The 23,026-nt window shown below is 40.5% G+C and carries 20 protein-coding genes and 1 tRNA gene; 9 read left to right on the plus strand and 12 right to left on the minus strand.

Translation table 11 applies throughout. The features are described 5' to 3' along the window. Positions 1 to 374: 374 nt before the first annotated feature. Positions 375 to 1,910, minus strand: coding sequence for a murein biosynthesis integral membrane protein MurJ (murJ, locus tag JI723_RS11090; RefSeq protein WP_337979373.1), 1,536 nt, complete (start codon positions 1,908 to 1,910; stop codon positions 375 to 377). Positions 1,911 to 2,000: 90 nt separating this feature from the next. Continuing rightward, a complete protein-coding gene (gene rimJ, locus JI723_RS11095) occupies positions 2,001 to 2,588 on the minus strand; it encodes a ribosomal protein S5-alanine N-acetyltransferase (RefSeq protein ID WP_272579759.1) in 588 nt (195 codons plus the stop codon). A gap of 177 nt (positions 2,589 to 2,765) precedes the next feature. Here rimJ and mdtH point away from each other — a divergent pair, with 177 nt between their 5' ends. Next, positions 2,766 to 3,968, plus strand: a complete 1,203-nt coding sequence (gene mdtH, locus JI723_RS11100) for a multidrug efflux MFS transporter MdtH (RefSeq protein ID WP_070929632.1) — start codon at positions 2,766 to 2,768, stop codon at positions 3,966 to 3,968. A gap of 113 nt (positions 3,969 to 4,081) precedes the next feature. After that, entirely contained in the window at positions 4,082 to 4,642 is a 561-nt protein-coding gene (locus JI723_RS11105; RefSeq protein ID WP_070929633.1) for a lipoprotein, read from the plus strand. Between the two features lie 246 nt (positions 4,643 to 4,888). On the opposite strand, the gene JI723_RS11110 is transcribed toward JI723_RS11105, so the two are convergent. Both JI723_RS11110 and ghrA read right to left on the minus strand, forming a co-directional pair. Then, positions 4,889 to 5,434 carry a TorD/DmsD family molecular chaperone gene (locus JI723_RS11110; protein ID WP_272579758.1) on the minus strand — a complete coding sequence of 182 codons (546 nt, stop codon included), beginning with the start codon at positions 5,432 to 5,434 and terminating at the stop codon, positions 4,889 to 4,891. 192 nt (positions 5,435 to 5,626) lie between these two features. Continuing rightward, a complete protein-coding gene (gene ghrA / locus JI723_RS11115) occupies positions 5,627 to 6,568 on the minus strand; it encodes a glyoxylate/hydroxypyruvate reductase GhrA (protein WP_272579757.1) in 942 nt (313 codons plus the stop codon). 316 nt (positions 6,569 to 6,884) lie between these two features. Between ghrA and JI723_RS11120 the strand changes: the two genes are divergently transcribed. After that, a tRNA-Ser gene (locus tag JI723_RS11120) sits at positions 6,885 to 6,972 on the plus strand. Positions 6,973 to 6,995: 23 nt separating this feature from the next. Here JI723_RS11120 and JI723_RS11125 read toward each other — a convergent pair. The 5 genes from JI723_RS11125 to JI723_RS11145 all read right to left on the minus strand — a co-directional run bounded on the left by JI723_RS11125 (position 6,996) and on the right by JI723_RS11145 (position 13,165). Continuing rightward, positions 6,996 to 8,498: an alanine/glycine:cation symporter family protein gene (locus JI723_RS11125; RefSeq protein WP_070929636.1), complete on the minus strand. Its 1,503-nt coding sequence runs from the start codon at positions 8,496 to 8,498 to the stop codon at positions 6,996 to 6,998. Positions 8,499 to 8,579: 81 nt separating this feature from the next. After that, positions 8,580 to 10,064 (minus strand): aldehyde dehydrogenase, encoded by a 1,485-nt coding sequence (locus JI723_RS11130; RefSeq protein ID WP_140179329.1) that lies wholly within the window; start codon positions 10,062 to 10,064, stop codon positions 8,580 to 8,582. 11 nt (positions 10,065 to 10,075) lie between these two features. After that, positions 10,076 to 10,939, minus strand: coding sequence for a 4-hydroxy-tetrahydrodipicolinate synthase (gene dapA / locus JI723_RS11135; RefSeq protein ID WP_272579756.1), 864 nt, complete (start codon positions 10,937 to 10,939; stop codon positions 10,076 to 10,078). Between the two features lie 18 nt (positions 10,940 to 10,957). Then, entirely contained in the window at positions 10,958 to 12,205 is a 1,248-nt protein-coding gene (locus tag JI723_RS11140; protein WP_272579755.1) for an NAD(P)/FAD-dependent oxidoreductase, read from the minus strand. A 9-nt stretch (positions 12,206 to 12,214) separates the two neighbouring features. Then, a complete protein-coding gene (locus JI723_RS11145; RefSeq protein WP_272579754.1) occupies positions 12,215 to 13,165 on the minus strand; it encodes a 4-hydroxyproline epimerase in 951 nt (316 codons plus the stop codon). Between the two features lie 150 nt (positions 13,166 to 13,315). Here JI723_RS11145 and JI723_RS11150 point away from each other — a divergent pair, with 150 nt between their 5' ends. The 6 genes from JI723_RS11150 (at position 13,316) to dauA (ending at position 20,839) form a co-directional block, all read left to right on the plus strand. Continuing rightward, a complete protein-coding gene (locus JI723_RS11150; RefSeq protein ID WP_337979374.1) occupies positions 13,316 to 14,137 on the plus strand; it encodes a helix-turn-helix domain-containing protein in 822 nt (273 codons plus the stop codon). Positions 14,138 to 14,647: 510 nt separating this feature from the next. After that, positions 14,648 to 15,277, plus strand: a complete 630-nt coding sequence (locus JI723_RS11155) for a CDP-alcohol phosphatidyltransferase family protein (protein ID WP_337979375.1) — start codon at positions 14,648 to 14,650, stop codon at positions 15,275 to 15,277. Between the two features lie 9 nt (positions 15,278 to 15,286). Next, on the plus strand, positions 15,287 to 17,053 hold the full coding sequence (locus JI723_RS11160) for a bifunctional alpha/beta hydrolase/class I SAM-dependent methyltransferase (RefSeq protein WP_272579751.1): 1,767 nt from the start codon (positions 15,287 to 15,289) through the stop codon (positions 17,051 to 17,053). Positions 17,054 to 17,168: 115 nt separating this feature from the next. Next, complete coding sequence (locus tag JI723_RS11165; protein WP_319065926.1) at positions 17,169 to 18,509, plus strand: phosphatase PAP2/dual specificity phosphatase family protein; 1,341 nt, start codon at positions 17,169 to 17,171, stop codon at positions 18,507 to 18,509. Next, complete coding sequence (locus JI723_RS11170) at positions 18,506 to 18,913, plus strand: hypothetical protein (protein ID WP_337979376.1); 408 nt, start codon at positions 18,506 to 18,508, stop codon at positions 18,911 to 18,913. Before JI723_RS11165 ends, JI723_RS11170 begins: the two co-directional genes overlap by 4 nt. A 237-nt stretch (positions 18,914 to 19,150) precedes the next feature. Continuing rightward, positions 19,151 to 20,839 (plus strand): C4-dicarboxylic acid transporter DauA, encoded by a 1,689-nt coding sequence (dauA, locus tag JI723_RS11175; protein ID WP_140179248.1) that lies wholly within the window; start codon positions 19,151 to 19,153, stop codon positions 20,837 to 20,839. A gap of 48 nt (positions 20,840 to 20,887) precedes the next feature. Here dauA and JI723_RS11180 read toward each other — a convergent pair whose 3' ends face one another. The 3 genes from JI723_RS11180 to kdsA all read right to left on the minus strand — a co-directional run bounded on the left by JI723_RS11180 (position 20,888) and on the right by kdsA (position 22,984). Then, the gene (locus JI723_RS11180; protein WP_319065925.1) at positions 20,888 to 21,136 is read right to left on the minus strand and encodes a type II toxin-antitoxin system RelE/ParE family toxin; all 249 of its coding nucleotides are present in this window, start codon (positions 21,134 to 21,136) and stop codon (positions 20,888 to 20,890) included. A 78-nt stretch (positions 21,137 to 21,214) separates the two neighbouring features. Further along, positions 21,215 to 22,117: a tRNA modification radical SAM protein MnmL/YtqA gene (gene mnmL / locus JI723_RS11185; protein ID WP_337979377.1), complete on the minus strand. Its 903-nt coding sequence runs from the start codon at positions 22,115 to 22,117 to the stop codon at positions 21,215 to 21,217. Positions 22,118 to 22,129: 12 nt separating this feature from the next. Beyond that, positions 22,130 to 22,984 carry a 3-deoxy-8-phosphooctulonate synthase gene (kdsA, locus tag JI723_RS11190; RefSeq protein WP_070929646.1) on the minus strand — a complete coding sequence of 285 codons (855 nt, stop codon included), beginning with the start codon at positions 22,982 to 22,984 and terminating at the stop codon, positions 22,130 to 22,132. Between the last annotated feature and the right edge of the window lie 42 nt (positions 22,985 to 23,026).

Consider the following 23,026-nt stretch of genomic DNA (forward strand, 5'->3'; position numbering starts at 1 on the left):
ATCATAATAAAATAATTATTAAAATTTAATTTATAAAAAATTAATCAATTAGTGATTTATTATTATTCAAGCTAAAATATGGCGGTAATTTAAGGTAACACTTTGTAAATACTCATGATTGATGTATTTAATATGATAGGAATATCAATTATTGTATAGTCATTGAAGCCATCCAAACATTTTGATTAATGAGAAGTGAAGCCTTTCATTCGTCACCTCATATTTAATCATTTAGTTAATCGTCTAGATGTAACTGGAAGTGTAGTAAGTATATCGCTTAATAAAAAGTAGGGCTCACTGTTATCCTACCTCATTATCATACTGGTCTGAGCGCATATTCAATAATATGCGCTCTTTTTATTTATAATAAATAATCAAATACTGTGTTTCTTAAAATCTCTTGGGCGGAAGCCTAATGCAAATAACGCTGCAAAATAGCTACCTGCACCAATGATCACCACAAATATTAAACGTAATAAACGCATGGCCATATTGCCTTGCTGCCATTCGGGCATAAATTGCAATACTCCAAACAGTACAGCCGCCATAACTAGTAGCGCAATGATTAATTTAACGATAAAACCACGCCAACCTGCTAGCGGTTTAAAAATTTCTTGCTTACGCAGCTGCCAGTAAAGAACACCTGCATTGAAACAAGCCGCTAGACCTATTGAAAGTGCAAGACCTGCGTGCTTCATTGGGCCAATAAAGGCTAAGTTCATCAATTGCGTTAAAATTAGTGTCACAATTGCTATTTTCACTGGAGTACGAATATCCTGACGTGAATAGAAGCCTGGCGCTAAGATTTTCACTAAAATCATACCAGTAAGACCAACACAATAAGCCATTAGTGCATATTGCGTCATCAGCGAGTCATGAGCAGTAAATTTATCATATTGGAATAGTGAAACTGTGAGTGCTTCAGAAAGAATAGCTAGGCCAATCGCACAAGGCAGCGCTAGCAATAAACATAAACGCAACCCCCAATCCATTAAGTGACGATACTCTTGGTGGTTACCACTGGTAAAACTTTTTGATAATGAAGGTAATAAAATAGTCCCCAGCGCAACACCAAGTACCCCTGAAGGCAGTTCCATGAGCCTATCGGCATAATACATCCATGAAACTGACCCTGATTGGAGAAAAGATGCAAAAATAGTATTGATGATCAGTGAGATTTGACTGACAGATACCCCGATGATTGCAGGTCCCATCATTTTCATTACTCGCCAAACACCACTATCACGAAAAGAGAGTCGAGGTAGTACCAACATACCAATTTTCTTCAAATGTGGTAGCTGATAAACCAATTGCAGCACACCTCCCACAATGACGGCCCAAGCCAATGACATCACTGGCGGATCAAAATAAGGTGCGGCAAAGGCAGCGAAGAAAATCATACTGACATTTAATAGTGTCGGTGCGAATGCCGGTACCGAAAAGCGGTTCCACGTATTTAAGATCGCCCCAGCCAGTGAGGCCAGTGAGATTAGAAAAATATAAGGAAAAGTGATACGCAATAAATCTGTCGTTAAGGCAAATTTATCTGCATCTGTTGTAAAACCAGGCGCAGTAACATAGATAACCCATGGCGCTGCTATCATACCGATAATAGTCACAATCGCTAATGCAAGGGTTAACATCCCTGAAATATAAGCGACAAAGGTACGTGTTGCTTCATCTCCTTGTTGGTTCTTATATTCCGCTAATATGGGTACAAAAGCTTGAGAAAATGCCCCTTCGGCAAAAATACGCCGTAATAAGTTAGGCAGTTTAAATGCAACAAAAAAAGCATCTGCCGCTGCACCGGCACCAAAGACTCGAGCAATGATAGCATCACGGATAAATCCAAGTACCCGTGACATCATGGTCATGGAACTTATCGCAGCTAACGATTTTAATAAATTCATGATCGGTAGACTAAAAGAAAACAATCGTGTCAGTTTAACAGCGCGAAGCATAACTGACTACGATTGAATGTCAAAATCAGCTTTTACCTATTATGACTTGAGAGACTTCCATTTTTCATAGGTCAGTGCAGTTAATACGTGATCACGCCACTGACCATCAATTTGCAAATACTGTTTTGCGTAACCTTCACGTTCAAAACCAAGGCGGGCCAACAAATCACCGCTACGTATATTATGCGGCATATAATTTGCCATAATACGATGTATTCCTTGATGTTGTTGCATATAGCGAATCGATTGTACTAGGGCTTCATACATCAATCCCTGTCCTTGCCATTTTTCACCCAATGAATAGCCTAAATAACAAGCATGGAAAGCGCCACGTAATACATTGCTGAAATTCGCGACCCCCATCACTTCATTTTCTTGGCTATCTAACAATAAAAAATGAAATGCATTACCTTGACGATGCAATTCTGACATCAGTTGTAAACGATTATTCCAACTAGATGGATTAAAATGCGAGCTATCTCGGGTTGGCTCCCAAGGCTTTAAGAAGTCTTTATTTTCGCTGTAATAATCGGCTAATCGATAACCATCACGCTCATATGCCAACCTTACAACCATTCTTTCTGTCACAAGACGTACTTTAGGCTCATTTGATCGATAACCAAACATCGTTAACCCTTATAAAATTAAAATAACCAAAGACTGCACAACGATAAAAATGAAGCATCAAAAATAGGCAGGTATTACGATAAAAAAATATCATCTTCCTTTCTATATTCTACTGATATTATTGATGAGAAACATTAAGAATCCTTCCTTGTTTGTTATTTTTTACAATGGTGTGTCATGGCACAGGTGTCACAGGCGAGAAGCCTAGGTAAATATTTTTTACTCCTAGATAATATGTTAGTCGTTCTAGGTTTTTTCGTTGTCTTTCCATTAATTTCGATTCGTTTTGTCGATCAACTAGGTTGGGCTGCTGTTATTGTTGGTTTTGCATTAGGCATCCGACAATTAGTCCAGCAAGGGCTTGGTATCTTTGGCGGTGCTATCGCAGACCGTTTTGGCGCCAAACCCATGATTGTGATTGGTATGCTATTACGCGCCAGTGGTTTTGCATTAATGGCTGTGGCTTACGATCCATGGGTGCTATGGTTGTCATGTATACTTTCTGCTTTAGGTGGTACTTTATTTGACCCACCAAGAACTGCTTTAGTGATAAAACTGACTCGCCCTTATGAGCGTGGTCGTTTTTATTCACTGCTTCTAATGCAAGACAGTGCAGGTGCTGTTATAGGTGCACTTATTGGTAGTTGGTTACTTCAATATGATTTCCACTATGTATGTTGGGCCGGTGCTGCTGTATTTGTTATTGCCGCGATCTTCAATGCTTGGTTACTGCCTGCCTACCGTATTTCAACAACGAGAACACCAATAAAAGAAGGAATGGGACGAGTCCTGAAAGATAAACGCTTTGTCACTTATGTTGTGACTCTGGCTGGCTATTTTATGTTGTCAGTGCAAGTGATGCTCATGTTCCCTATCGTGGTTAACGAGCTAGCTGGTACACCTACCGCAGTAAAATGGATGTATGCCATCGAAGCTGCTATATCACTAACACTGCTTTACCCTATTGCACGATGGAGTGAAAAATATTTCCGCCTTGAACAACGCTTAATGGCTGGATTATTGTTAATGAGTTTAAGCATGTTCCCTATTGGTATGACAAGCTCTCTGCATGTGTTATTTGGCTTAATTTGTCTGTTCTATTTAGGTACGGTAACTGCGGATCCCGCAAGAGAGACTCTCAGTGCATCACTCGCTGATCCTCGTGCTCGCGGTAGTTATATGGGCTTCAGCCGATTAGGGTTAGCTTTAGGTGGAGCAGTAGGTTATACAGGCGGTGGCTGGATGTATGATATCGGCCATCAATGGAATATGCCGCAATTACCTTGGTTTTTACTTGGTATTATCGGTTTTATTACCTTGTGGGCACTACATAAACAATTTAACCGTAAAAAAATTGAATCAGCCATGTTAAGCGGTTAAGGGCAATACTTTTGCTATCTAATCGCCTGTTAAATTAAATTGTTTCCGACTGAAATTCCCCCGTAACGACAATTATAGGATAAGATAATAGTGTTACAGTAAAAGGAGCATTTATGAAACAATTTATATTGGCTGCAATGATTGGCTGTTTTACTTTACTCACAGGTTGTAGCCAGCTAACTGAGTTTTCTATTAGCGAAGGAACCATTAATAATTACCTAGCAACTAAGGTTAAATACAACCACAATGTGGGAATTTCTGGCGTCGCTGATGCAGACATTCAGTTAGCTAATTTAAAATCAGAAATTGGTCGAACAGAACCGGGGATGATTGCCCTTACTGGTGAAGCTACTGTCAATTTGGATTCGCTACTGGGTAAAACCAGCGCTAAAATTGAACTAACACTAACTGCTCGCCCTTATTTTGATGCTCAAGCAGGCGCGATTTACCTGAGAGAACTGAATATTAGTCAATATAAAGTGATCCCTGAAAATATGGATACCGCTATCTCAGCAGTGATCCCATATCTCAATAGCTCACTAGGAACCTTCTTTGAAACTCAACCTGTTTATGTGTTAAACCCTGACAATAGTGCTGTTGAAGCAACCGCTAAAAAGTTAGCTAAGGGTATCGAAGTAAAACCAGGTAAGATAATTATCCCATTAGTTGACTGAGCTCCATAAGTTTTTTCGATTGATAAAAGCACAAAAGGCAACGGTTTTAACACGTTGCCTTTTGTATTTATACGTTTACTCGTCATACTTCAAATTACAGTGTTGTTGACTACGCTCATTCGCACTAGTCACCTACCTAGTAGGCTCCTAGCGACTCACTCGCTTGTTGCCTAACTGCACCTCGAATTATTTAGAGTATATACCTATTAATCATCAAAAACTTTTGTGACAATAAACGTGACGCTGTCACTCAGACTCTAATTCATCTCTCAATGCAATGACTGCATCTCGAGCAATTTGTGCCAATGTACGATAAAAGGCAGTTGAGGCATGAGCCTCCATTTTACCTAAAAATGTCCCGTACCAACTCAGAATAAAGCTATCAAATAACTCAATTTGAGCCGCCGTTTCATCTTCTGCGGCTTGATCTTCAAGCCAAGAAGCCGCTAATAACAATGATCCAAATGCATCCGTTCTTGCATTTGTTACTGTCATTCCACGTTCAACTAAAAATTCACGGATCTCAGCTTCTGCAATTTCAGCATCATAGTCATGGGCAAAGACTGAAACGGCGGCTGTTTCCCCTACAAATAGAGTCTGATAGTCAGCCACAATCGCTTTCATTTCAACTGATTTTGCCATACGAGCCCATAACTCATCCTGTTCTAATGGCCATGATGCCTTTAATTTGTCTTGGGCGATCATCTCAAGCAATGGTTTCACCAGACTATCATCAGGAGAACGCTGAAATAATGTTCCTAAGATACGGCAGACAATTGAAAATTCATTCATATATAATCCCTGTTTTGCGATATGCGATAACCAACCCTTACTATACTCTCTATAATTCGAGGTGCAGTTTAGCGGCAAGTGAATGAGTCGCTAGGAGCCTACATAAATTGGTGACTGCCACGAATGGACGTAGTCACTATCTCTTAATGAAAAGCGCTGCAATTTGAAGTATGACGAGTATAAAATAGTATATTAGTAACCACGTCCCATATCTACTATCCCGAAAGGTTGTTGCCCACTTTCAATTCGCTTAATATTATCGCTGATCATATCCATAGCTTCTTGGGGCACTGTGATCGCGGCAATATGTGGTGTGATAGCAACGCGAGGGTGGGTCCAGAACGGATGCATCTGCGGTAATGGTTCACTCGCAAAGACATCTAAAGACGCCCCAGCCACCTGGCCTGATTCAAGTGCAACTAATAAATCTTGCTCAATTAAATGAGAGCCGCGAGCAAGGTTAATGATATAAGCCTTTTGTTGCAGCTGGCTAAACAGTGATTGGTTTAAGATCCCAACAGTTTGTGGCGTACTAGGTAATAAGTTGATAATGACACGAGTCCCCTGTAAGAAATCACTTAACTGCTCTTGCCCATGGTAACTTATGACTTTATCAATTTGCTTTTCACTTCGGCTCCATGTTCTCACATGAAAACCAAACTCAACTAATCTTTTAGCAACCGCTTGCCCCAGTGCCCCTGCGCCCATAATACCAACCACAAAATCTTCATGTCGATTTGCAGGAAGCGGTTTCCATTGACGCTGTGATTGGAATTGGCGATATTCATCCATGCGACGAAAGTAATAAAGTACTTTTGCCATTGCATATTCTTCCATTTGTAGAGCCATGCCTGTGTCTTCTAAACGCATTAATGGCACACCCGCTGGCAATGTTCCTGGATTTTCATGCTCTTGTTTTAAAATCGCATCAACCCCCGCCCCAAGCGCAAAAATGCCTTTCAAGTCTTTTCGCCCCGCTAAACATTCATAAGGAGGCAACCAAACCATGGCATAATCTGCCTTTTGGTTATCCCCTTTTACCCATTGGCGTATGTTGGCTTGTGGAAGGCGAGTTTGCATGCCCTCTATCCACTCGTTAGCATCAAAAGACGGATGATAAAATAGAATATTCATGACAACTCCTTTTATGTTTACCCACAGAGTGTGATGAAAATGTCTTACTTTCAAGCGAATAGAATGATAGATAGTCATTCCGATTGATATTTTGTTAAGCAGCTTACGAATTTTAAAATTAGTGCTTGAAGTTTAAATTAACCATCAATTAATCATACAAGATTAGATAATAGCCAAACTGCTTTATATTTAGCTAAACAAGCAATAAAACAGTAAAAAAGAATAAATAGGGAGTTGACGCAAGCCACGCTTTTCCCTATAGTAGCGCCCCGTTGTAGGACAAGTTATTTTGCCCACAACGAGAAATTAAAAATACGGTGAGGTGTCCGAGAGGCTGAAGGAGCACGCCTGGAAAGTGTGTATACGGCAACGTATCGAGGGTTCGAATCCCTCCCTCACCGCCATTTTTAATTAAATTCCTTATTGGTTATTTCTGCTCTGTCGTTAATTCACCTTCTGTTTTACCCACTTTGTTTTGTTGTTGAGATTGGTATTCTTTACTAATATCTTCCCATAATTCAGCATTCTCAACGCCCGCGACTTTAGGGTCAAATACAGGGTCAATACCCAGTTTTTCTTGTCGTTCATAATCACGTAATGCTCTCAATGCGGGTTTAGATAAGAAAACAATCGCAATTAAGTTAAGGTAACTCATACTACCAAAACCAATATCGCCTAAACTCCACATCATACTCACGGACTGAACACTTCCCATAAAGAGGATGACTAAGAAAACTAGCTTTAATATCAACTTTAAAACAGGGTATTTAAGCTTACGATCTAAATAAACAATCGTTGTTTCAGCGATATAGTAATATGCCATTAACGTGGTAAATGCGAATAAGAAAACAGCAATAGCAACAAAACCAGACCCCGCAGATTCAAATACCGTTGATACCGCCATTTGTGTCCATGCAGTTCCCGCAGCAACCCCCGGCACATGCTCAACCAATGCAGAGGCAGCGCCATCAGGGAAAACGTTATACATATTAGTGACGAGGATCATCAGCCCTGAAGCCGTACACACTACAACCGTATCTATATAGATTGAAAACGCCTGTATTAACCCTTGTTTTGCCGGATGGCTCACTTCCGCAGCTGCCGAGCTGAATGTTGCCTCACCAGCGCCCGCCACATTAGAAAATACCGCTCTACGTACTCCCCAAGAAACGGCTGTACCGACAATGCCACCAAATACCGCATCCATCCCTAATGCACTACGGAAAATCAGTCCAAACATAGCGGGAACTTTCTCATAGTGGCTACCTAATATAATCACCATCATGATAATGTAAGCGACAGCCATTAGTGGCACGACTTTATCAGCAGCGCTGGCAATTCTTTTTACTCCACCAAAAATCAGCCAAGCCATTAACACGGTCACGATCGCACCAGTTACCATGGGTGGAATGTTAAATGAGGTTTGAAAAGAATCGGCTATGGTATTGGCTTGGATCCCCGGCACCAATACGCCATATGATAAGCAAATTACTGCCGCCACAATAATAGCAAACGGTTTGAGTTTTAACCCTTTTTCAATGTAATAAGGCGAGCCACCACGATATTGCCCATCAGAACGCTGTTTATATATTTGAGCCAGTGTTGATTCAATAAATGCACTTGCACCCCCTAATAAGCCCATGACTACCATCCAAAATATGGCTCCCGGACCACCAGCGGCGATGGCTGTCGCCACCCCTGCAATATTACCAACACCAACACGACCGGATAATGCGAGGCAAAACGCTTGGAATGATGATATTCCTTCTTTTGAGGCTTTATTTTCTTTCAGTAAGCAAACCATTTTAATTAAATAGCGAAACTGAACACCACGTGTAGCTAATGTAAAGTACAACCCAACACCTAGTGATAAAATCACTAAGGCATTACCCCAAATGTATCCAACGAGCGTATTCACGATGGCTTCCATATGAGTACTCCTTCGTTATTGTAATTGTCTGTTTGTAGGGTAAAAAAAACCTGAATTCATCAAATTCAGGTTATCGAGTTATTAATGATTAATAATCCAAATCACTTTTGTCTGTGTATATTGTTCGAAGGCCTCTAGCCCATTATCTTTACCTCCGAACCCTGATTGCTTAAATCCACCAAATGGTGTGGTGATGTTACCTTCGCTAAACCCATTTACAGAAACTGTACCTGCGTTAATTTGACGGGCAACTTTCATAACACGATGCACATTTTGACTATAGAAAGAAGCCGCTAATCCATAATGGGTGTCGTTGGCTAATGCAATAGCTTCTTCATCGGTAGAGAAAGTGGATACCGCAAGCAAAGGACCAAACACCTCATTCTTAAATAATGACATCTCTGGGGTCACATTATCGAAAATGGTCGGTTCAATGTACCAACCGCTGCCTAATTCACTGTGAATTTTTCCTCCAGAGACAATTTTTGCGCCCTCCTTTATAGAAACATCAATAAATGACTTCACTTTTTCAAAATGCGCTTTTTCAACCATAGGACCGATAGACACTGAATCATCCATTGGATTACCGACTTTCCAGCTGGTGCTTGCAGCGATTAATTTATCCAATAGCGATTGGCGAATGCTTTCATGGACAATCAGGCGTGACCCACAACTACAGTTCTCACTCATATTCCAAAATGCAGCGGCCATAATATGTGGAACCGCAGCATCAAGATCGGCGTCGGCAAACACGACTTGTGGACTCTTACCTCCGCACTCTAATACGATCTCTTTTAAATTGCTTTCGGCAGAGTATTTAAGAAATAAACGGCCTACCTCGGTAGAGCCTGTAAATGAAACGATATCAATATCCGCATGGCGGCCAATGGCTTCACCGACCTTTTCGCCTAAACCACACACTAGACTCAGAGCACCTTTCGGTACACCTGCCTCATAAGCTAGTTCAACCATACGATACGCGCTCAGAGAGGTTAACTCGGCGGGTTTTACTATTACAGAGTTCCCTGCTGCTAAGGCCGGCGCGACTTTCCAAGCAAACATTTGTGCGGGGAAGTTCCATGGTAATACTGCCCCAACTACACCGATAGGCTCATGAACAATCAATCCAAGCTCTTGCTGACCAGTGGGCGCCACTTTGCCAAACATTTTATCTAGCGCTTCTGCATACCAATAGAATGTTTCAATGGTTGCTGGCATGTCTGTATTTAAGCATTCCGTGATTGGTTTGCCTGCATCGACACAATCTAAAGCCGCAAGCTCTTCACTGTGCTGTTCAATTAAAGTCGCCCAACGCAACATCACTTGTTTACGTTCCTGAGGCGATAAATTTTTCCAATCACCTGAAATAAAAGTATTTCTCGCTACTGTAACCGCAGCATCAACGTCGGCGGCTTGTCCATCAGCGATATAACCGATCACGCTATCATCAATAGGGGTACGATTTTCCAGTTTTGCACCACTATCCTGATAATTTTCGATAAGGCAGCCAGCCCAAAGTTGGCCGCCTTTAGCTCGTTCAAATACCTGCTCTTTTGTTATTTTCATCATTTCCCTCCTCATTTGATTAAGGCAAGAAAATCACGTTTCTGCTGTGATGAAATATTGGATAATGGCATTCTGACTGGCCCGACATCGACGGTTCCTTTGATACAACCCGCTTTCGCTTTTTGGTTATAATCACCAGATTCCATCGAATAAATAGCTGGATAAATCTGTGACATAATTTGTTTCGCTTTAACCCAATCGCCTTGTTGTGCAGCGTTAAAAATCGCAACTTGTTCAGCAGGAAATACGTTGCCAGCGCCAGCAATCCAACTTTTAGCTCCCCAGAAGAAAAAATCGACGGGTTGGTCATCACAACCACAAATCACTTCAAAATTATCAAATTGGGTTTGCAGTAAACGTAAAGCGCGACTAAAGTCACCGCTACTTTCTTTGATGGCAACAATGTTTTTCACCTTCGATAGATGCACCACGGTGTCATATTCAATTTCGATACCAATACGTGCAGGGAAGTTATACATAATGATTGGTAGTGTTGTTGCCGCAGCCACTGTTTCGTAATGGGCGATAACACCTTGCTGATCAGGTAGGCTATAAGGCGGAGGCGATAACATTAATCCTTCGTAACCCAATAATTTTGCCTGCTCAGCACGCTTTATTGCGCCTTCAGTAGATAAATCATTGATACCCGCTATCAGGGTTACGCGACCTTTAGCAATTTTACTGACGGTCGTTAAAACCGTTTCACGCTCGGCTTCACTTAACGCGTAATATTCCCCTGTCGTACCACATACCACTAAACCAGAAACACCTTTTTCAATAAGAGTTTCAGTCAGTTGGGCCAGTCCACTCACATTTAATGAAAAATCACTGTGAAATGGTGTAACAATAGGGACAACAATGCCATGAAAATTCATATAAAACTCCTTGAAATCTTAAAGAAAACGCTCAATCGAATAAGGAGAGCAATCGATTGGAGTCGATCGCCCTTGAAACAAACTTTGTACAATTTTTGCAGTCACTGCCGCTTGAGTTAGCCCTAGGTGTTGATGACCAAAAGCAAAAATATAAGGCCCTTTTTTATCAATGACGGGTAAAGAATCTGCAAGCGTTGGACGAAATCCCATCCATTCTGTAGATTGATAATTATTTAATGGTGTATTTAACATTGGATTAGCAAGCGGTAGGAAATGACGCGCTCGTTGCATATTTGCGGGTCGTTTCAAGCCTGCATATTCGACTGTACCGGCAAGGCGTAATCCGCCATTCATAGGTGTCATGATAAAACGTCTATCAATACTTGATACTGGTACGTTTAATCGGCCTATTTCATTAGGCAGCATTAAATGATAGCCACGCTCTGTTTCAAGTGGTACACGAATGCGGCTGATCATACTGACTAAGGACTTAGAAAATGCGCCACCAGCAATCACTATTTGTTTTGCTACGACTTGGCCTTGCGATGTGGTTAACACCACTTTGTCATTGCTTGGTGCATTAATTGCTGTCACTTCACACTCGGTGAGTAATTCACCACCTAAACGTGAAAAATGCTCAACTAATTTGATGTGTAACTGTTTAAGATCGACCACATGCCCCGTATCAGGGTAAAACAGTCCCCCCAACTGGTTATGTGCTAATGTAGGTTCACGCTCAAGCAACTGTGATTGGGTTAATAGCTGATTGGTGACACCTATCGAATTGAGATATTCACCATGTTTACGTAATTTTTCTAGTGATGAGGCTTTTTCTGCGACCAGTAAAGAGCCTTCAATCTTAATTAAATCAGCTAATTGCCATTGTTCACTAAATGATTGCCATGCTTCTAAAGAAACACCATTAATTGCAGATAACGCATGATGAATATGTGTAAATGGTTTATGTCGCATGTTACCAAGCAGACGTAATAACCACGGTGTTAATCTCAGTAAATAACGCCAATCCAAACGCAGTGCCCCAAGGGGATCGAATAACATTCCAGGGATAGATTTCAAAATCGAAGGGTCAGCAACAGGAAAAACTTGTTCTGTTGCAATATGCCCCGCATTACCAAATGAGGCTCCTGCGCCTATATGATCTTTTTCGACTAACAAGACATCAGTGCCATCCGCTTGCAATGTCAGTGCAATGCTTAATCCAATAATTCCGCCACCGATGACAACCACAGAATGTTTTTTATCCATGTTATACCCTCACGATACCGTGATCCCCCAACAAAACGGATCAGTTTCATCAAGCAATAAGGTATTTCGACCACTGATATAAGCGTTTCCACGGATCGTTGGAATGATGCCATTACCATCAGCCCATAAGTAGCTCGCCTCAAACTGGCTACCGATTACACTCGCTTGATGCCAAAGGGCACCTTCATTTAGTTTGCCATCTGCGGCCAAACAGGCCAGTTTAGCGCTGGTTCCCGTACCACAAGGTGAACGGTCATATGCACCACCAGGACATAACACAAAACTTTGACTATCGGCTTTCTCGTAACTGCCAAACAATTCTATATGGTCAATTTCCTGACCGTCTTTTCCGTAGATCCCTTGCTCCACCAATGCACTCTTTATCTTTATACATACCTCGGTTAGTGCCTTAGCATTACGATAGTCAATAGCTAAAGGGGATTGCTCAACCAAAAAGAACCAATTGCCTCCCCACGCAATATCTCCCGTTACCACGCCAACTTCCGGTACATTAAGGGTGACTGATTTACGATAACGATAAGAGTAAACATTTTGAATGCTAACGCTGCCATCAGCATGGAGTGTAGCCCTAACATCACCAACCGGTGTTTCAATAAGATGCTCTCCAGCCGTGATTTTACCTAAGTAAGATAATGAGGCTACGAGGCCAATAGTGCCATGCCCACACATACCTAGATAACCTTCATTATTGAAAAAAATGACTCCCGCCGCTGCTTGTGGGTTTTGCGGCTTGCAAAGTAGCGCCCCAACTAAAATATCGTTGCCACGTGGTTCCAATATGGTAGTTGTACGCCATTGGTCATGATCATTTTTTAGACATTTTAATCGAGAAGCCATATCTCCATCGCCCAAATCAGGAAAACCATCAATCACTAAGCGTGTTGGCTCGCCTGCTGTGTGTGAATCAATTACTTCGATTTTTGTATAGCGCTTGTGCATATTGCGTCCTCTGCCACATTAATTGTTAACAGAATGCTTGATTTTTGTTAAAGGATCTTGATATCTTTCGTGCACACTGATGCGTAATTCAGCACAATTTAAAAATATTTAAGATAACTGATTAAATATGTTGAATTTCTAGGAGGCCGCATGATTAATTTAAATAAATTGCTACTGATTAGTCAGGAGAATATGCTGTTTCCCGTTGATAATATTGACGTACTTTTAAATCACCTTGGGCTAGTCATGCCTTTAATCAATACATTACCTAACGTTACTTTCTTTGTTAAAGACTGTGATGCTAAATATCTTCTAGCGAATGAAAACCTAGCAAAACGCTGTAAAATTAAATCTATTGATGGAGTAATTGGTAAACGGGCAGAAGATATTTTTCATGCTGAATTAGGTGGAAGCTATAGCTCACAAGACTATCTTGTGATGCAAAAGAAAATTAGCGTCATTAACAAATTAGAATTACATCTTTATAAGGCAGGTTTATTAGGATGGTGTGTCACGACTAAAGTACCTATATTTAACACATGCAACCAAGTCATTGGTGTTGCAGGAATTTCTGTCGATTTGCAAGATGAAAAGTCTGTTAGCCCTAAATTAAATAAGCAATTAAGCCAAGTAGAACATTATATTAGTCAATACTTTGATACACCGATAAAAATAACCACTCTCGCAGATATTTCTGGGTTATCTTTATCACAACTCAACCGCCAATTTAAAGCCATATTTCATATAACTCCCCAGCAATATATTCAAAAGAAACGACTTGAGCATGCTATTGAATTGCTTGAGGAGGATTATTCTATCACTGAAATATCTATCAAATGCGCTTACGCCGATCACAGTGCTTTTTGTCGTAAATTTAAAGAAATGACCACAATGACGCCGAGTCAATTTAAACGAATGCGCCTTAATATTGCTAAAACGTCATTTATTGAAGACCAAGCTATCGAAATATAAACAATGATTATTTTCTTTTATATTTAAAACAGCTCCTAGTGTAACTAGAAAATAATTAAATAAGCTGTAATGGCACAGAGAATACGGTGACTTACGCGATTGGCGTAGTCGCCATACTTCAATGCAAAATACAACAACTTGCTGTATACCTAGTAGCGAGTAGATTGGCCTATTCGTTCTCTAATACCTTTAGCTGCATCATATAGATGCCATATTTAATAGCATATTTGATAATTCAATATTATTCGTATCTTTATTTTCACAAAAAGTGACACTGTCACCACATCATTAACTTAGGATAGCTCTTATTGCAGCTTAGTAATAATAGCGTATTGATATAGTTGGATACTTACTATATTTCAAGTTACAGGGCTGTTGACTACGTTCACTCACACTAGTCATCGACTAATGCAAACCTCCCAGCGATTCATGCACTTATCGCCCAACCGTATCTTGAATGACTAAAAGTATATTTGATGTATTGCTGTTGCGAATAACAAGGATGAATAAATGACAATCTATGATCTGAAACCTAAATTTCAGAGCCTGTTACGCCCTATTGTACAAAAGCTTTATGATTCAAATGTAACCGCTAATCAAGTAACCGTTGCTGCAATGCTATTGTCCATCATAGTAGGAACATTACTACTCCTTTTCCCGTATCCACAGCTATTTATATTATTACCCTTTATTTTGTTTATTCGTATGGCGCTCAATGCAATTGATGGCATGCTTGCGCGTGAACACGATCAAAAAAGTGACCTAGGCGCAATTTTAAATGAAATTGGAGATGTCATTTCTGATATCGCATTGTACCTACCCTTTATCTTATTATTTCCACATGATTTTTGGTTGATCTTGCTCATTCTAGTACTTGCTCTTTTCACTGAATTTATTGGTGTTATCGCACAAGCTATTGGTGCCTCGCGCCGCTACGATGGGCCTATCGGTAAAAGTGATCGTGCTTTTGTATTTGGCGCTATAGGGCTTATCGTGTCGATTTTTCCACAGTGGATAACATCCTATTGGTTTACTCTCATATTTATCTTTCTGTCCTTGTTGCTGTTTTATACCTGCTTTAACCGTATTCGTCGTGCGCTGATTGAGCTCAACGCTAAAACGGATGATCATTCATATTAAGGAACTACTATGAACGTGCAGACAGACTATTTAACACAACGCTCTGTTATTGAATCACAATTCACTACCAGTGATCGTACTTCACTGTTTTACCGCTATTGGCCCGCAGAACAACCCAGTGATAAAGCAATTATACTGTTTCATCGTGGCCATGAGCATTCAGGGCGGGTCGCTCATTTGGTTGATGAATTAGAGTTACCTGACTATAGCATGTTTGCATGGGATGCCCGTGGGCACGGTCGTAATGATGGCCCTAGAGGTTATAGCCCATCACTCAGTACCTCTGTACATGATGTTGATGAATTCGTTCGTTATGTTTCTACGCAATATCAAATACCGTTAGAAAATATCATTGTTATTGGTCAAAGTGTTGGTGCGGTCCTCGTATCTACTTGGGTACATGATTATGCGCCTCCCATTAGAGGTATGGTGTTAGCATCCCCTGCTTTTAAAGTAAAACTTTATGTTCCTTTTGCTCGTAGTGGATTAGCGCTGATGCAAAAAATACGTGGATTGTTTTACGTGAACTCCTACGTAAAAGCTAAATTTTTAACTCATGATCAACAACGCATTGATTCTTTCAATCGCGACCCATTAATTACACGTCCTATTGCCGTTAACATTCTGCTCGAACTTTACAAAACAGCTGACAGAATTGTTTCTGATGCGAGTGCAATCACTCTGCCTACACAATTATTTATTTCAGGTAGTGATCATGTGGTGCACCACAAACCTCAACACCAATTTTATGCACGGCTGAACACCCCCATCAAAGAAAAACATATCCTACCTAATTTTTACCATGACACTTTAGGTGAGAAAGAGCGCCATATTCCAATCGCTAAGATCCGTGAGTTCATTGGCAAATTATTTTCATTACCCCGTTACCAACATGACTACCAATATGAAGATACATGGAGTGTCAGTGCTGATGCTTATCGTGAACTCACTAAACCAATGCCTATTTGGTGCCCTAAAAATATAGGTTATAAGCTCCTTGGTAAACTAATGAGTACATTAGGAAAAACTTCCGAAGGTGTACGCATCGGTTATGATAAAGGCTTTGATTCCGGCTCGACCCTCGATTATATCTATCGCAATAAAGCACAAGGTAATGGATTATTTGGCCGAATCATTGATAGACAATATCTCAACAGTATTGGCTGGCAAGGTATACGTCAGCGTAAAACCAATATTGAAAATATCATTCGACAAGCCATCCGCGATCTCCATGACAATCAACAGCCTGTTCGTATCATAGATATTGCCGCAGGCCAAGGCAGATACCTTTTTGATGCTATCAACGACTATGGCAAAGTTGAGTCACTCCTCTTACGTGATTACAGCACAATCAATGTTGAACAAGGCCGCTTGCAGATCAAAGAACGTTACCTTGAAGATAAAGCCCGCTTTGAAGAAGGTAATGCCTTTGATGCTGATGATCTTGCTGCGGTAACGCCAGCGCCTACACTGGGGATCGTCAGTGGATTGTATGAACTTTTCCCAAGCAATGAGCTGATCCGTGCTTCATTAAATGGCTTGTCCCGTGCCATACCTTCCGGTGGGCTTCTCATCTATACGTGTCAACCATGGCACCCTCAAGTTGAAATGATTGCTCGCGTACTGCCAAGCCACCAAGGCGGCCAAGCATGGGTTATGCGCTGCCGTAGCCAAGGTGAAATGGATGCTCTCATTAAAGAAGCTGGTTTTGAAAAACTCAATCAATTAATTGATAGCTGGGGTATATTTACCGTATCTATTGCTCGGCGCTGCTAATACGCTGTATTAACGTTGGATTAGATGGTTATTTTGCCATCTAATCACTACGATAATTTATTAGCATTAAATGAATCACAAACCATATAAATAGTGATAAAAATAAGGTAACCGAATGATATCCCTACATAAACCATTGCCCTCCGCATCTCGGCGACAAATTTGGTTATACGGTCTTATTTGGTTAATCTTTTTAGCCCCTTTTTTCTTCCTCACGTATGGGCAAGTCAATACCTACACGGCTTCATTGTCCCAAGTTTCTTCCTATGTTTATTCATGGGAAAAACATATTCCATTTCTAGCTTGGACTATTATCCCCTATTGGAGTATTGACCTTTTCTATGGTTTATCCCTTTTCATATGCACCTCAGTACGTGAACAAACTATCCATGCGCTACGTTTAATTGCGGGATCATTAGCCGCATGCATTGGTTTTTTACTATTTCCGTTAAAATTTAGTTTCCCTAGACCTGAAACAAGCCACATTACTGGATGGATGTTTGATCGCCTTGAGATGTTCGACCTTCCTTACAATCAAGCTCCTTCATTACATATCATCCTATTATGGCTGCTCTGGCTACGTTTCCGAGCTCATCTACCCGCTAAATGGCATCGGATACTTCATAGCTGGTCATTATTAATACTCTTTTCTGTCCTTACCACATGGCAACACCATTTTATTGATGTCATCAGTGGCTTTGCTGTGGGTGTTATCATTAGTTATCTATTGCCTATTGATAGCCAATGGCACTGGCACTACACCGGCAGCCGACGTAGTTTAAAAATATCGATTAACTATGGTATCGGGGCTTTGATCTGCTTATTTATTGCCATTACCTTCCAAGGAGGAGCATGGATACTATTATGGCCTGCTATTACATTCCTATTGGTCACCCTTGGATACCTAGGGTTGGGTGCTTCAGTGTTCCAAAAAACCCCTGAAGGGGGGCTCTCTCCATCAGCTTACATAATACTTCTCCCATATCGACTCATCGCTATTGGTACCTATCATTACTATGCAAGCGCATGTCGACAACCCAGTAAAGTCAGCGAGCATATTATTTTAGGAGGACGTCCGCTTTATCCTTTGCAAACACAAGCCGTTTTCGACATGACTTGCGAGTGGCCACGCAATGTTTATAGCAAAAATTTAATTTACCGTAGCCAACCACAAATAGATTTGTTACCAATAAGCGCGAAAGATATTGAACGTGCCGTACACACCATGGATGAATTAGCGAAGAGTGGTTCAATTTATGTACACTGCAAACTAGGTTATTCACGCAGTGCAACGATTGTTATCGCTTGGTTAGTCCATCAGCATCAAGCAAAAACGATTGATGATGCAATTAAAATTGTGACTCAAGTAAGGCCGAAAGTGATCCTAAATGAAGCAACTATTGAACAATTAAATCATTGGTATCAGAAATATCATTCACATAGGAGAATGCCATGAATAATTTATCTAATAGGCAATGCGGCAATGTCATGGTTATTTTTACATCAAGTTGGCGTTATTTAGCAAGTGCATCATTGCTCGCCTTTATTTGTCAGTTCATTCTCTATATATACTCATTCGATAACTGGGTATATTTATTTGTTAATAGCATTATTTTTATTATTAGCCACTATTATATCTTTAGACTATGGTTTGATAATCAATTATTTCAAGTTTTATATCAACAGGATGACTGCTCTCATTTTGATTTTGCATTACAATATCTTTTTCCTAAAAAACAAACAATTACCAATATGCATCAACGTTGGTATGGTACAAAAAAATTATTTAATTATGCACTCTCATTAGTTGTTATACATTGGGTTTGGTTAATAGTTTCAGTGATAATGATGAGAATGTAATAAAATCTTACTAATGAATGGTATTATTCATTGATTCTTATTAACTATAATAAATTACTATTTATTCATTTTTAGAGGTGCCACAATAAGATATTAGCCATTTTTTTACTTTTGGCACTGTAACCGTTATGATAATTACGAATTCATTGACTCATAACAGATTTTTTCCAATGAATTCAGCGTATCCTTTGTCATTCGTTTTCCATTATTTTCACCCTGTTATTTTGGTGGGGTACAATGAGTACAAAAAAAATTAATAGATTGCGCCCATTTAGTGCGCTAATAGATTCATGTTGGAAAGAAAAATATACCTTTGCACGTTTTATTAAAGATTTAATTGCAGGGATCACCGTCGGAATTATCGCCATTCCATTAGCAATGGCCTTAGCTATAGCAAGTGGTGTGCCTCCGCAATATGGGCTGTATACTGCGGCAATTGCAGGTATTGTTATCGCCATCTCGGGGGGATCACGTTACAGTGTTTCAGGCCCCACGGCCGCTTTTGTAGTGATCCTATATCCAGTGTCTCAACAATTTGGCATAAGTGGTTTACTGGTTGCGACACTTATGTCGGGGCTTATCTTACTGGCAATGGGTTTTGCCCGCTTCGGGAAATTTATCGAATATATTCCTGTTTCTGTCACATTGGGATTTACTTCAGGGATCGCTATCACCATTGCCACAATGCAGATTAAAGATTTTTTTGGCCTGCAATTGGCGCACGTGCCCGAAAACTATGTTGATAAAGTCATTGCATTAGCTAATGCCTTACCAACCTTACAATATAGCGATACATTAATTGGTCTTGTTACCTTATTAATCCTAATTTATTGGCCAAAACTTGGCTTAAAGTTACCCGGTCACTTACCAGCGTTGGTCGCAGGTACTTTAGTCATGTGGTGTTTATCACTGTTTGATAAGCAAGTGGCTACTATTGGTTCGCAATTTAGTTATTTATTACCTGATGGCACTGAGGGTAACGGTATCCCTCCCATTTTACCTCAATTTGTTCTACCGTGGGAGCTTCCTGGTAGTGCACCAATTAGCTGGTCAATGATTACGGCTTTAATGCCAGCCGCTTTTTCTATGGCCGTTTTAGGGGCTATTGAATCACTACTTTGCGCTGTCGTACTTGATAATATGACAGGTAAAAAACATCATTCAAATAGTGAACTGATCGGCCAAGGTTTTGGTAATATCGCTGCACCATTTTTTGGTGGGATCACAGCAACAGCAGCTATTGCACGCTCAGCGGCTAACGTTCGTGCAGGAGCAACCTCACCCGTATCAGCTATCATCCATTCACTGCTAGTACTACTTACATTACTGGTATTGGCACCAATGCTTTCCTATCTGCCTCTTGCTGCGATGTCATCACTGTTGTTAATGGTCGCTTGGAATATGAGCGCCGCACGTAAAGTTATCGACCTGATACGTCGCGCCCCTAAAGACGACATCATTGTTCTACTGCTTTGTATGTCTCTGACTGTGTTATTTGATATGGTGATTGCAATTACTGTCGGTATCGTTTTAGCATCATTGCTATTTATGCGCCGCATAGCCAACATGACACGAATTAGTGAGTTAGCAGCAACGGATGAGACGAAAAGTCGATTGGTCGTACGCGTAAATGGTCCTCTGTTCTTTGCTGCCGCAGAACGCATATTTGATGAGTTAAGGATCAAAAGTGAAGGTTACGAAACGATCGTTATGCAATGGGATGCTGTCCCTGTTCTCGATGCGGGTGGCTTAGAAGCATTTCAAAAATTTATCGATACCGTAAAAAAAGACACGCATATTGTTGTGTGTGATATTCCATTCCAGCCTTTAAAAACCTTGGCTCGCGCACGTGTGACACCAATTGAAGGCACATTAAGTTTCTATAATTCGATAGATAAAGCTCTTGAAGAGCTTGATTCTGAATAAATAAAATTAGCCGCTATCAGATACCCGAGTAGCGGCTAATTTTTTATTTCAAATTACTGAGATCGGCGGCCATTGCTGTGGAGTGTGTAACACCCTTAACATAATGATATTACTTTTCAATTGAACATAAATAATGACATAGTGGTGATTAATCACCAATTCCCTCATACCTTTTACTTGTCCTGTTCGCCCCATATCTGGAAAAAATAATAGTTGTAAAGCCTTGGTTGCTACTTCATTTTTTATTTGTTGTGCTGATTGAGGATTTTTATCAGCAATAAAACTAACAATATTCAATCAGTCTTGTTGGGCGTCTCCATGCCACATTAATTTATTCTAGTCTGAATATTTATATTTTAGACGCAGCTACAGGAGCTACAATGCAGAGCCTTGTCCACCATGAGACAGTAGATACTGATATAGACTATTCATGCCTAACCAACGGTTTGAGCACCACTCTGGTGCTAATAGTGTCGGACGTCGAGCACTAGCACATATACGATGATAAATAATTTCAGATGGAGTATGGCGGATCATTTCGCCAGCTATTGAGGTGTAATCCGCCAATGTGATCGGTTGAAGACGTCCAACTTGCCAACTTTTAGCCATTATGCTGCCACCAACAATGTGTAAAGGATGCAACTTAATGCCATCTGTTCCACATTCAAGGACTTTATCGAGTGTTTGCATATTCATTAATTGGTCTTCGTTAGGTAATCCACAAATAAGATGGGTACACACCTTCAATCCCAATTGTCGTGCTTTACTCGCTGTTTGCTGATACGACGAAAAATTATGCCCTCGGTTAATACGATGCAGTGTTCTATCATGGGCACTTTGTAAACCTAGCTCCAACCATATTTCATAACCGCGCTCACGATAGCTGCTCAATAGCGATAAAACCTCTTCAGGGACACAGTCGGGACGCGTTCCAACACATAATCCAACAATGTCAGCCTGTTTAAGAGCTTCTTCATAGAGCTCTTTTAATATGCATACCTCTGCATAAGTACTCGTATAGGCTTGAAAATAAGCAAGATAGCGATTAGCACGGGTAATTTTAGTCACTTGCCCACGAATTTGTTCGCTAATGGATAGAGACGATTGGTTTTCATCAGAAAAAGAAGACACATTACAAAATGTACAACCACCGCGACCAAGAGTGCCATCCCGATTAGGGCAATTGAAACCGCCATGAAGGGTAATTTTATGAATTTTCTCACCATAACGGCGCTGCAGATCAGCGCCGAACATGTTGACAACTTGATTGAGTTGCATACCAAATAGTGATTAACGGCTAGTATCTAACTCAGGAAAACTTTTAACAAGCGCATCAATGGCTTGAACTTGCTGCAAGAATGGCTCTAGTTTATTCAAAGGTAAAGCTGACGGGCCATCACAACGCGCGTTATCTGGGTCTGGATGAGCTTCAAGGAACAGCCCAGCTAGGCCAACAGCCATACCCGCCCTTGCCAATTCAGCAACTTGAGCACGACGACCACCAGAGGCAGCACCAAATGGATCACGACATTGCAATGAATGAGTAACATCAAAAATAACTGGGCAACCTTTAGAGGCCTGCATCATGACATTAAAGCCAAGCATATCAACCACTAAATTATCATAACCAAAGTTCGCGCCACGGTCACACAGGATAATTTTATCGTTGCCACCTTCAATAAATTTTTCAACGATATTCCCCATTTGCCCTGGGCTGATAAATTGTGGTTTTTTAATATTGATAACAGCATCCGTTTTCGCCATTGCCGCAACCAAATCGGTTTGACGTGCCAAAAATGCAGGTAATTGAATTACATCCACGACTTCAGCAACAGGTTGAGCTTGTGATGGTTCATGAACATCAGTAATAATTTTTACGCCAAAGGTTTTTTTCAATTCTTCAAAAATTTTCATTCCTTCATCAAGGCCTGGGCCACGATATGAATGAATTGATGAACGGTTAGCTTTATCAAACGATGCTTTAAATACGTAAGGAATGCCTAATTTTTGAGTCACAGTTACATAGTGCTCACACACCTTCATTGCCATATCACGTGATTCAAGAACGTTCATCCCACCAAAAAGAACAAAAGGGAGATTATTAGCGACTTGGATATCACCAATACTGACCATTTTCTGTTGCATGCTCTTACCTTTTATATCGAGACAGTTTTCTGTCTATACAAT

It is taken from the genome of Providencia manganoxydans (assembly GCF_016618195.1).
Classification (GTDB): Bacteria; Pseudomonadota; Gammaproteobacteria; order Enterobacterales; family Enterobacteriaceae; genus Providencia; species Providencia manganoxydans.

Excerpts from the sequence above, each read along its gene's own strand:
- murJ (WP_337979373.1), bottom strand. The coding sequence starts at position 1,910 with ATGAATTTATTAAAATCGTTAGCTGCGATAAGTTCCATGACCATGATG.
- rimJ (WP_272579759.1), bottom strand. The coding sequence starts at position 2,588 with ATGTTTGGTTATCGATCAAATGAGCCTAAAGTACGTCTTGTGACAGAA.
- mdtH (WP_070929632.1), top strand. The coding sequence starts at position 2,766 with ATGGCACAGGTGTCACAGGCGAGAAGCCTAGGTAAATATTTTTTACTC.
- JI723_RS11105 (WP_070929633.1), top strand. The coding sequence starts at position 4,082 with ATGAAACAATTTATATTGGCTGCAATGATTGGCTGTTTTACTTTACTC.
- JI723_RS11110 (WP_272579758.1), bottom strand. The coding sequence starts at position 5,434 with ATGAATGAATTTTCAATTGTCTGCCGTATCTTAGGAACATTATTTCAG.
- ghrA (WP_272579757.1), bottom strand. The coding sequence starts at position 6,568 with ATGAATATTCTATTTTATCATCCGTCTTTTGATGCTAACGAGTGGATA.
- JI723_RS11125 (WP_070929636.1), bottom strand. The coding sequence starts at position 8,498 with ATGGAAGCCATCGTGAATACGCTCGTTGGATACATTTGGGGTAATGCC.
- JI723_RS11130 (WP_140179329.1), bottom strand. The coding sequence starts at position 10,064 with ATGAAAATAACAAAAGAGCAGGTATTTGAACGAGCTAAAGGCGGCCAA.
- dapA (WP_272579756.1), bottom strand. The coding sequence starts at position 10,939 with ATGAATTTTCATGGCATTGTTGTCCCTATTGTTACACCATTTCACAGT.
- JI723_RS11140 (WP_272579755.1), bottom strand. The coding sequence starts at position 12,205 with ATGGATAAAAAACATTCTGTGGTTGTCATCGGTGGCGGAATTATTGGA.
- JI723_RS11145 (WP_272579754.1), bottom strand. The coding sequence starts at position 13,165 with ATGCACAAGCGCTATACAAAAATCGAAGTAATTGATTCACACACAGCA.
- JI723_RS11150 (WP_337979374.1), top strand. The coding sequence starts at position 13,316 with ATGATTAATTTAAATAAATTGCTACTGATTAGTCAGGAGAATATGCTG.
- JI723_RS11155 (WP_337979375.1), top strand. The coding sequence starts at position 14,648 with ATGACAATCTATGATCTGAAACCTAAATTTCAGAGCCTGTTACGCCCT.
- JI723_RS11160 (WP_272579751.1), top strand. The coding sequence starts at position 15,287 with ATGAACGTGCAGACAGACTATTTAACACAACGCTCTGTTATTGAATCA.
- JI723_RS11165 (WP_319065926.1), top strand. The coding sequence starts at position 17,169 with ATGATATCCCTACATAAACCATTGCCCTCCGCATCTCGGCGACAAATT.
- JI723_RS11170 (WP_337979376.1), top strand. The coding sequence starts at position 18,506 with ATGAATAATTTATCTAATAGGCAATGCGGCAATGTCATGGTTATTTTT.
- dauA (WP_140179248.1), top strand. The coding sequence starts at position 19,151 with ATGAGTACAAAAAAAATTAATAGATTGCGCCCATTTAGTGCGCTAATA.
- mnmL (WP_337979377.1), bottom strand. The coding sequence starts at position 22,117 with ATGCAACTCAATCAAGTTGTCAACATGTTCGGCGCTGATCTGCAGCGC.
- kdsA (WP_070929646.1), bottom strand. The coding sequence starts at position 22,984 with ATGCAACAGAAAATGGTCAGTATTGGTGATATCCAAGTCGCTAATAAT.